This is a genomic window from Ramlibacter sp., assembly GCF_050250995.1.
GTDB lineage: Bacteria > Pseudomonadota > Gammaproteobacteria > Burkholderiales > Burkholderiaceae_C > Ramlibacter.
Genome location: NZ_JBFWNP010000058.1, coordinates 25,124 through 32,352 on the forward strand (window position 1 = coordinate 25,124; position 7,229 = coordinate 32,352).

Genomic DNA, 7,229 nt, shown 5'->3' on the forward strand with positions numbered 1-7,229 from the left:
CATGGAACTCACCGTCAACGGCGCGCGCGCCTACTGCTACACCGGCGGCAAGGCGTTCGACGCGTCGCGGCCGACCGTCGTCTTCATCCACGGCGTGCTCCACGACCACAGCGTCTGGATCCTGCAGTCGCGCTACATGGCGAATCACGGGTGGAACGTGCTGGCGGTCGACCTGCCCGGGCATTGCCGCAGCGCAGGCGAGGCGCCGTCTTCCGTCGAGGAAGCCGCGGATTTCATCGTGGCGCTGCTCGATGCGGCCGGCGTCGAGAAGGCCGCGCTTGTCGGCCACAGCTGGGGTTCGCTCATCGCGCTCGAGGCGGCGAGCCGCATGCCGCAGCGCGTGACGCACCTCGTGCTGGTGGGCACGGCGTTCCCGATGAAGGTCTCGCCGGTGCTGATCGAGACCTCCCTCGCCGACCCCGAGAAGGCGATCCACATGATCAGCGTTTTTTCGCGTTCCACGCTGGCGCCGCCGCCGTCCGCGCTCGGCCCCGGCACGTGGGTCTGGGGCACGTCCAAGGCGCTCAACCGCCGCGTGCTGCGCAGCAACCCGAAGGTGAACGTGTTCCATCGCGGCTTCGTCGCCTGCGACATCTATGCGAACGGCGAGAACGCGATGGAGAAAGTCGCCTGCCCCGTGCTCTTCCTGCTGGGCGCGCAGGACCAGATGACGCATCCGAAGGCGGCGCAGGCGCTGATCGAGAAGGCACGCGCGACGGGCAAGCGCTTCGAGGTGCATGCGATGGCGGTCGGGCATCACCAGATGAACGAGGCGCCGGACGAGACGCTGTTTGCGCTGAAGCGGTTCCTGACGGCGCGATGAACGACGTCGTCATCACCCCGCCCATGACCCGCGAACGCGCGCACGAGATCGCTGCGTCGTTCGACCTGCGCGCCCTGCCCCCCGACTTCTACGCGAACCCCTTCCCCGTCTACGACGCGCTGCGCGAGGCCGCGCCGGTAAAGCAATTGCCCGACGGCAGCTTTTTCCTCACGCGCCATGCGGACCTCGTCGCCGTCTACCGCGATGCGCACAACTTCAGCTCGGACAAGAAGATCGAGTTCACGCCGAAGTACGGCGCGGGCGCGCCGCTGCTCGAGCACCACACGACGAGCCTCGTCTTCAACGACCCGCCGCTGCACACGCGCGTGCGCAAGCTGATCATGGGCGCGATGACGCGGCGGGCGATTTCGGAGATGGAGCCGGGGCTGGTGCGGCTGGTCGATACCCTGCTGGACGACATCGCATCGAAAGGCGGCTGCGACCTCATCGAGGACTTCGCATCGGCCATTCCGGTCGAGGTCATCGGCAACCTGCTGGGCGTGCCGCACGCGGACCGCGCGCCGCTGCGCGGCTGGTCGCTCGCGATCCTCGGCGCGCTCGAGCCGAAGCTCACCCCGCAGCAGGCGGAGCACGGCAATCGAAGCGTCACCGAGTTCGTCGACTACTTGCGCGGGCTCGTCGCGCACCGGCGCAGGCAACCCGGCGACCCGGAACACGACGTGCTCACGCGCCTCATTCAGGGCGAGGAAGCCGGCGAGCAACTGTCGGAAGTCGAACTTCTGCAGAACTGCATCTTCATCCTCAACGCAGGACACGAGACCACGACGAACCTGATCGGCAATGCACTGGCCTCGCTGCAGGAATGGCCCGAGCAGAAGGCATGGCTGCTGCATCACCTCGACGACGAGGCGATGGAATGCGCCGTGGAGGAATTCCTGCGCTTCGAATCGTCGAACCAGCTGGGCAACCGACGCGCGCTGCGTGCCTGCGAGGTGGGCGGCGTGGCGCTGCCCGAGGGTGCGCTCGTGACGCTGGGCATCGGCGCGGCGAACCGCGATCCGGCACAGTTCGAGCACGCGCATCGTCTCGACCTGCAGCGCCGGAACAATCGCCACCTCGCCTTCGGTTTCGGCATCCACCAGTGCGCGGGCCTGAGCCTCGCGCGACTCGAGGGGCGTATCGCCATCGGGCGGTTTCTGGCAAGATTTCCGGCGTATCGCTTGTCGGCACCGCCGGTGAGAGGCGCCAGGGTCCGCTTCAGGGGATTCCTCCAGGCGCCGTTCGAGACCTGACACCTGCCCTCGCCCCCACTTTCTCCCGCAAGCGGGAGAGGGAACAAGAGAAGGAGACTGTCCGATGACTTCGACGACCGAGCCGCGCACCTTCGCGAGTTTCGCGGAGTTCTATCCGTTCTACCTGGACGAGCACAAGAACCGGACCAGCCGGCGGCTGCACTTCGTGGGAACGACGGTCGGCAGCGTGCTGCTGCTCACGGCCATCCTGTCGATGAATGCGTGGTTCCTGCTCGCCGGGCTCGTGGCCGGCTATGCCTTCGCCTGGGTCGGCCACTTTTTCTTCGAGAAGAACCGCCCGGCCACGTTCAAATACCCGTTCTACAGCTTCGTGGGCGACTACGCGATGTACCGCGACATCTGGCGCGGAAAGATCCCGTTCTAGAGGACGTCCCTCAGGGTCAGGGCGTCGAGCCGCCCCGAACGCCAGAGCTTCGCCGTTGCGTCGCTCGGGGGCAGCAGCAGCGCGCGAATCAGGGGTTCGAGCGCGGTGGACTCCGCATCGGCCAGCAGGAGGTAGCGCATCTGCGCATCGTCCTCCTTCTCGTTGAGCCGGCCCACCCAGTCGAGCCGCACGAGGGTCTCGAGCACCGGCTCCAGCTGCAGGGGGTCGACCTGCATCCGCGTCGCGAGCGCGGCGGCGCTCAGGCCGCGCGAGGGCGTGGCGCGCGCCGCCTGCAGATGCTGCATCGTTTCCAGCGCCAGCTGGAACTGCCAGCCATGCGCATTCGCGCGCCGCGGGGTGCCGGCCAGCAGGCTCGGAATGCACGCGGCGAACAGCGCGCCGAGCAGCACGATCACCCAGCCCATGTAGATCCACACGAGCAGGATCGGCACGGTCGCGAAGGCGCCGTACACCATCGAATAGGTCGGCACCAGGCCGATGTACCAGGCGAGCAGGCGCTTCGCGAGCTCGATGCCGATGGCCGCGAACAGGCCGCCCGCGATCGCGTGCGCGGGCCGCACGGGCGTGTTGGGCACGAACCGGTAGAGTGCGCTCAGCCCCGCGGCCAGCAGCAGGAACTCCACGAGATCGAGCATGAACTGCACGCCGCCCGGCATGGAAGCGACGAGTCCGCGCGAAGCGGAGATCGCATACGAAGTGATGCTCAAGCTCGCGGCCAGCACCAGCGGCCCCAGCGTCATCACCGCCCAGTACACCATCACGCGCTGGCCGAGCGGACGCGGGCGCTTCACGCGCCAGATGTTGTTGAGCGTGCGGTCGATGGTGAGCACGAGCGCGAGCGCCGTCACGAGCAGCGCGCCGAGGCCGAGCACGCCGAGGCGGCTCGCCTTGCCCGCGAACTGCGTGAGGTAGCCCAGCACCTGCCGCGCGATCGCGTCGGGCACGAGGCTCTGCACCAGCCACTGCTGCAGGCTGGTCTGCAGCTTCCCGAACATCGGGAACGCGGTGAAGACCGCGAGCGCGAGCGTGAAGAAGGGCGCGAGCGCGATGACGGTGGTGAAGGTGAGGCTGCTGGAGGTGATGCCGAGCCGGTCTTCGCGGAAGCGCTCGCGCAGCGTCAGCACCGCGTGCTTCCAGGGGAAACGCGCGAGCTGGGCGCGGAGCGGGGGTGTCTGCATCGGCCGCTATGATGCCATCGCACTCATGGATCACGACACGAACACGCCCGAGCCGTCCTCCCCGCGAAGGGGGGGACCCAGTACTTCCGGATCCGGCGTCGAGGCGCCCGGGACTCCCGCTTCCGCGGGAACGACGACGGCCGGCGTCGACGCCACGCGCTGGCTCGCCGCAAGCAGTCTCATCGGTCTCATCGTGCTGAGCGTGCTGTGGGAACTGTGGCTCGCGCCGCTGCGGCCCGGCGGCTCGTGGTGGGTGATCAAGGCGCTGCCCCTGTGCATCCCCCTCGCGGGCCTGCTGCGCCGGCGCATGTACACGTACCGGTGGGTCAGCCTGCTGGTGTGGTTCTATTTCATCGAGGGCGTGGTGCGCGCGTACAGCGACCGCGGCATGAGCGCGGCGCTCGCCGGCATCGAGATCGTGCTGTGCCTCGCCCTCTTCACGGCATGCGTGATGCACGTGTGGCTGCGGCTGGGTCCAAGGAAGAAGGTGGCGGCATGAACGATCTGCTCGGCAAACTGCGAGGCATCGTCGGCGCGGGCAACGTCCTCGCCGACGGCGACCTGAGCGCATGGGAAGTCGACTGGCGCAAGCGCTGGCGGGGCAAGGCGCTGGCGGTGGTGCGACCGGGCTCGACGGAAGAGGTCGCGGCCGTCGTTCGCGCCTGCGTGGCGGCCGGCGCCACCATCGTGCCGCAAGGCGGCAACACGGGCCTGGTCGGCGGCTCGGTGCCGGACAAGACCGGCACGCAGGTCGTGCTGAGCCTCTCGCGGATGAACAAGGTGCGCGCGCTCGACGCGGCCAACCTCACGATGACGGTGGAAGCGGGCTGCGTGCTGCAGTCGCTGCAGGAGGCCGCTGCGCAGGCGGGCTTTCTGTTCCCGCTCAGCCTGGCCGCCGAGGGCAGCTGCACCATCGGCGGCAACCTGTCGACCAACGCGGGCGGCACGCAGGTGTTGCGCTACGGCAATGCGCGCGAGTTGTGCCTGGGGCTGGAAGTCGTCACGGCGCAGGGGGAAGTGTGGGACGGCCTCTCGGGCCTGCGCAAGGACAACACCGGCTACGACCTGCGCGACCTGTTCATCGGGAGCGAAGGCACGCTCGGCATCGTCACGGCCGCGACCATGAAGCTGCAGCCTCTTCCTGCGGCGACCCTGACGGCCTGGGCCGCGGTGCCCTCGCTCGACGAGGCGGTGAAGTTGCTCGGGCTCGCGCAGAAGCAGCTGGGCGCGGCGCTCACGGGGTTCGAAGTGATGGGGCAGTTCGCGCTGTCGCTGGTGGCGAAGCACTTCACGCAGATGCGCGTACCGCTGTACGAGTCCACGCCGTACTGCGTGCTGCTGGAGAACTCGGACTCGGAATCCGACGCGCATGCGCGCTCGCGTTTCGAGGCGCTGCTGGAACTCGCGATGGAAGAAGGGCACGTCACCGACGCCGTGGTCGCCGAGAACCTTGCGCAGGCGCACCAGCTCTGGCACATCCGGGAATCGATTCCGATGGCGCAGGCGGAGGAAGGCCTGAACATCAAGCACGACATCGCCCTGCCCGTCTCGCGCATTCCGGAGTACTGCACGCTGACCGACGCCGCGCTCGCGCGCGAAATCCCCGGCGTGCGCCTCGTCAACTTCGGCCACCTGGGCGACGGCAATCTGCACTACAACGTGCAGGCGCCCGTGGGCGGCGACCCGGCCGCCTTCCTCGACGAATACGAAGAGCGCGTCAACACGATCGTCTACGACAACGTGCAGCGCTTCGCCGGCTCGATCTCGGCGGAACACGGCGTAGGGTCGCTGAAGGTGGAGAAGCTGCCGAAGTACAAATCGCCGGTCGCGCTGGCCATGATGCGCGCGGTGAAGCAGGCGCTGGATCCGGAGGGGACGCTGAATCCGGGGCGGGTGGTGCAAGCTCCCGAGAACGTGCGCGTATGATATGCGCATGAATCATGGAGCCCCATCATGATGCGATCCGACGACGGCGGAAAGCGGCCTACCAACCTGACGCTTACGGTGAAGACACTGGAGATGGCCAAGGAACTGGGAATCAACATTTCGCAGACGGTCGATGTCCTGCTCACCGAAGAAGTGAAGCGTCTTTACTGGGAAAAGTGGCGCGAGGACAACCGCGGGGCCATGGAGGCCTACAACGAGTTCGTTCGCCGCGAGGGCTTGCCGCTGGCCAAGTACCGGACGTTCGGCAAGGGCCTGGGTGACGGGCGGCAGAAGGATTGACGTGGCACGCTACGACATCTATGCCAACCCGGACCCGGAGGAGCGGAAGAAGGTCCCGTATTTCATCGACGTGCAGAATGATTTCCTCGGTCCTCTCGAGACGAGGGTCGTCGTACCGCTCCGATTCTCGGCGTCCTTCCCGCCGCGAACGCGAAACCTGAACCCCGAGCTGGTCGTCGAAGGGCGCAAGGTGGTGCTGGACGCCGCCGCGATCGGCGCAGTGCCGATGGCCGAACTCCGCCGCCCCGTGGCGAACATGAACAGCGCGCGGCTCGAGATCCAGGATGCCCTGGACACCCTGCTCGGCGCCTACTAGGGTCCTGAAATGCCACCGCCCATCGTGCATCGTCAATACGAAGACTTCATGCGCCATGTCTACACGCATGGCACGGCCAAGACCGACCGCACGGGGACGGGGACGCGCAGCGTCTTCGGCTACCAGATGCGCTTCGACCTGAACGAAGGCTTTCCGCTCGTCACGACCAAGAAGGTGCACCTCAGGTCCATCATCGTCGAGCTGCTCTGGTTCCTGAAGGGATCGAGCGACAACAACTGGCTGCGCGAGCGCGGCGTGACGATCTGGGACGAGTGGGCGCGGGAAAACGGCGACCTCGGCCCGGTCTACGGCGTGCAGTGGCGCAGCTGGCCCACGCCGGACGGCGGGCACATCGACCAGATTTCGGAAGCGATCAAGACCATCCGGACCAACCCCGATTCGCGCCGCATCATCGTGAGCGCCTGGAACGTCGCGGACCTCTCGAAGATGGCGCTCGCGCCCTGCCACGCTTTCTTCCAGTTCTACGTGGCGGACGGCAAGCTGTCGTGCCAGCTGTATCAACGCAGTGCGGACATCTTCCTATTTGCCTACCAATTCTCTTTTGTTCAATCCAGCTTGGTTGTCCACAGAGGCAACGACCAGGCGGGAGTGCCCCATTCCAAGTGCCGCTTCCTCATGGCAAAGTCCAGGAATGGAGCTGCACACCGACGCCGACGGCCGCTATCGCTTTCTGATGCTGGACGACTTGGAGCGGGCCGCGGAGCTGCCAAGCAGGTTCCTCCGCTCACTTGAGCGCACCAAGGGGAAGTACGCTCCTCTTACGGTTGAGCGGTACGCGGGCAGACTAACCCTCTTCTTGGACTACATAGAGTCCGAGTACGCCGGGGAAAAGCCAAGCGAGTTCAGCATTGATGAGTACCTCCCGTACCTAGACGTGGAGAGAAGTGGCTCCGCTTGTCTGAACAGCTTTCCCCGATTCTTAGGTGGATTCCGTGCGGGTTGCCAAGGGTGCAGAGATGTCCACGGCGGCGGGCGTCGCTTGCGACGAACGCACGACGCGGTGGGC

8 protein-coding genes and 1 pseudogene are annotated in these 7,229 nt (G+C 66.8%); 8 read left to right on the plus strand and 1 reads right to left on the minus strand.

The annotated features are described in order from the left end of the window. Nucleotide 1: 1 nt before the first annotated feature. From AB7E83_RS24365 to AB7E83_RS24375, 3 genes are all read left to right on the plus strand, one after another. Nucleotides 2-823, plus strand: a complete 822-nt coding sequence (locus AB7E83_RS24365; protein WP_428573428.1) for an alpha/beta fold hydrolase — start codon at nt 2-4, stop codon at nt 821-823. Then, on the plus strand, nt 820-2,076 hold the full coding sequence (locus AB7E83_RS24370) for a cytochrome P450 (protein ID WP_428573429.1): 1,257 nt from the start codon (nt 820-822) through the stop codon (nt 2,074-2,076). The genes AB7E83_RS24365 and AB7E83_RS24370 overlap by 4 nt, the downstream gene beginning before the upstream one ends. 64 nt (nt 2,077-2,140) lie before the next feature. After that, the gene (locus AB7E83_RS24375) at nt 2,141-2,461 is read left to right on the plus strand and encodes an Mpo1-like protein (protein WP_428573430.1); all 321 of its coding nucleotides are present in this window, start codon (nt 2,141-2,143) and stop codon (nt 2,459-2,461) included. Here AB7E83_RS24375 and AB7E83_RS24380 read toward each other — a convergent pair. Continuing rightward, entirely contained in the window at nt 2,458-3,660 is a 1,203-nt protein-coding gene (locus AB7E83_RS24380; protein WP_428573431.1) for a YihY family inner membrane protein, read from the minus strand. The genes AB7E83_RS24375 and AB7E83_RS24380 overlap by 4 nt on opposite strands. Nucleotides 3,661-3,685: 25 nt before the next feature. Between AB7E83_RS24380 and AB7E83_RS24385 the strand changes: the two genes are divergently transcribed. The 5 genes and pseudogenes from AB7E83_RS24385 to AB7E83_RS24405 form a co-directional block, all read left to right on the plus strand. Then, entirely contained in the window at nt 3,686-4,159 is a 474-nt protein-coding gene (locus AB7E83_RS24385; RefSeq protein ID WP_428573432.1) for a DUF2069 domain-containing protein, read from the plus strand. Next, nucleotides 4,156-5,586 (plus strand): FAD-binding oxidoreductase, encoded by a 1,431-nt coding sequence (locus tag AB7E83_RS24390; RefSeq protein ID WP_428573433.1) that lies wholly within the window; start codon nt 4,156-4,158, stop codon nt 5,584-5,586. The genes AB7E83_RS24385 and AB7E83_RS24390 overlap by 4 nt, the downstream gene beginning before the upstream one ends. 27 nt (nt 5,587-5,613) lie before the next feature. Then, nucleotides 5,614-5,886 carry a type II toxin-antitoxin system CcdA family antitoxin gene (locus AB7E83_RS24395; RefSeq protein WP_428573434.1) on the plus strand — a complete coding sequence of 91 codons (273 nt, stop codon included), beginning with the start codon at nt 5,614-5,616 and terminating at the stop codon, nt 5,884-5,886. Between the two features lies 1 nt (nt 5,887). Further along, nucleotides 5,888-6,202, plus strand: coding sequence for a CcdB family protein (locus tag AB7E83_RS24400; RefSeq protein ID WP_428573435.1), 315 nt, complete (start codon nt 5,888-5,890; stop codon nt 6,200-6,202). A gap of 9 nt (nt 6,203-6,211) precedes the next feature. Then, nucleotides 6,212-6,790: pseudogene (locus tag AB7E83_RS24405) on the plus strand (thymidylate synthase); the annotation flags it as partial. Nucleotides 6,791-7,229 lie beyond the last annotated feature (439 nt).

What these genes read in the sequence shown, in the direction of transcription:
- AB7E83_RS24390 (WP_428573433.1), top strand. Translation starts at nt 4,156, where the DNA reads ATGAACGATCTGCTCGGCAAACTGCGAGGCATCGTCGGCGCGGGCAAC.
- AB7E83_RS24395 (WP_428573434.1), top strand. Translation starts at nt 5,614, where the DNA reads ATGATGCGATCCGACGACGGCGGAAAGCGGCCTACCAACCTGACGCTT.
- AB7E83_RS24385 (WP_428573432.1), top strand. Translation starts at nt 3,686, where the DNA reads ATGGATCACGACACGAACACGCCCGAGCCGTCCTCCCCGCGAAGGGGG.
- AB7E83_RS24370 (WP_428573429.1), top strand. Translation starts at nt 820, where the DNA reads ATGAACGACGTCGTCATCACCCCGCCCATGACCCGCGAACGCGCGCAC.
- AB7E83_RS24380 (WP_428573431.1), bottom strand. Translation starts at nt 3,660, where the DNA reads ATGCAGACACCCCCGCTCCGCGCCCAGCTCGCGCGTTTCCCCTGGAAG.
- AB7E83_RS24365 (WP_428573428.1), top strand. Translation starts at nt 2, where the DNA reads ATGGAACTCACCGTCAACGGCGCGCGCGCCTACTGCTACACCGGCGGC.
- AB7E83_RS24375 (WP_428573430.1), top strand. Translation starts at nt 2,141, where the DNA reads ATGACTTCGACGACCGAGCCGCGCACCTTCGCGAGTTTCGCGGAGTTC.